This window comes from Mesorhizobium sp. M1A.F.Ca.IN.020.06.1.1 (genome assembly GCF_004023265.1).
Classification (GTDB): Bacteria; Pseudomonadota; Alphaproteobacteria; order Rhizobiales; family Rhizobiaceae; genus Mesorhizobium.
The window spans coordinates 1-1423 of sequence record NZ_RZSR01001237.1 but is presented as its reverse complement, the minus strand read 5'-3'; the positions used below and the strand labels follow the sequence as shown (position 1 = coordinate 1423).

Annotated in this window: 2 protein-coding genes; both read right to left on the bottom strand. The window is 62.5% G+C overall.

The window, feature by feature from the left end; genetic code table 11:
- Window positions 1–190 (bottom strand): hypothetical protein (locus EOA60_RS32835; protein WP_164899765.1); only part of this gene is annotated, 190 nt, incomplete at its 3' end.
- Window positions 187–951: an SDR family oxidoreductase gene (locus tag EOA60_RS32830; RefSeq protein ID WP_128312613.1), complete on the bottom strand. Its 765-nt coding sequence runs from the start codon at window positions 949–951 to the stop codon at window positions 187–189. The genes EOA60_RS32830 and EOA60_RS32835, both read right to left, overlap by 4 nt.
- Between the last annotated feature and the right edge of the window lie 472 nt (window positions 952–1423).

Genomic DNA, 1423 nt, shown 5'->3' with positions numbered 1-1423 from the left:
CCTCGGCGCCGACCATGCCGTCGGCGTCGCCGGCATGCGGCGTCCAGTCGATCGCGGTGAAAGCGACGTCGGGACCGGCGGCAACCGCCTCCGGCTCGACGATTTCCTCCGACGCCTCGTCCTCGATGTCGAGATCGGGCGGCAAATCATCGGCGGCGCCGAGGGGGCTGTGTTTATGGGCAGGACTCATTCCACCATGCCTGTCACATCGGGCGTCTGCCATGCAAGATGCTGGCCGCCGTCGAGCGCGATCATCTGGCCGGTGACGGAGCGCGCTTTCCAAAGATAGCGGATGGTGGCGCCGAATTCCGGCAATTGCGGGCCGCGCTTCAGAATCAGCCCTTCGACCTGCCTGCCGAAATCATCGTCGTCCTGGCGCTTGTTCTTCAGTGTCGGGCCGGGGCCGATGGCGTTGACGCGAATGCGCGGCCCCAGCGCCTGTGCCAGCATCTGGGTCTGCGTCCAAAGGGCCGATTTCGCCAGCGCGTAAGAGAAATAGCGCGGCGTCGGCCGCCAGACACGCTGGTCGATGACGTTGACGATCAGTCCCTCCGCGCCTTCCGGCAAGGCGCGAGCAAAGTTCTGCGCCAGCAGCGCCGGCGTCTTCAGATGAATGGCGAAGTGGCGGTCCCAGGCCTGCCAGTCGAAATCCTCGACACGGTCGTCGACGAACAAGGAGGCGTTGTTGACGAGCAGCGTGACCGGGCCAAGGGCAGCTTCGGAGCGGCCGACGAGATCGCCGACGGCTTTCATATCGGTGAGGTCGGCGACGAGCACGGCGGCACGGCCGCCCTGGTTCCTGATGCGGCTGGCCAGCGCCTCGGCCTCGGCTCCGGAACGATTGGCATGGATGGCCACGGCAAAGCCGTGCGCGGCAAGGTCCTCGACGATCGCCTTGCCGATCCTTTTCGCTCCACCCGTCACCAGCACCACGCCAAAGGCTTCTTTCATGTCGTCAATCCTCTATCGGCTTCACGATTCCGGGCAGCCGGCACAATATGACGGGCCAAGCGTTAAATGCCATTTCTACCTGGGGCAGGAATGTGGCGAAGCGGCCCGTACGCACGCTGCCGACCCGGATTGCGGAAGCTTCATAATGCAATATATGTCCCCGAATCCCTTGAACCAAGCGGTGTGCAGCGCAACATGACTAGCGTGCTGACATTCGCTGTTGCGAAGATGCAACGTCACCTTTTGGCCTCATTCGCGCCAGGGAATTACCCAAGTTCAGGTTCGCTTCAGCCGTATTTCAGCACGACATTTGGAACCGTTGAACGCCAGGCCCGTTTATCCCCCCGGACGGGCCGGGGGCATTCATGAACATAAAAAGCCTCGTGTCTTGTGGCTTAAGGAGTAAACAACAATGCAAGCTAATCTCAAGTTTGCGCGGCCGCTGGCGGTTGCGCTCGGGCTCTTCGCCCTC

Coding starts and splice junctions, on each gene's coding strand:
- EOA60_RS32830 (WP_128312613.1), bottom strand. CDS start 951: ATGAAAGAAGCCTTTGGCGTGGTGCTGGTGACGGGTGGAGCGAAAAGG.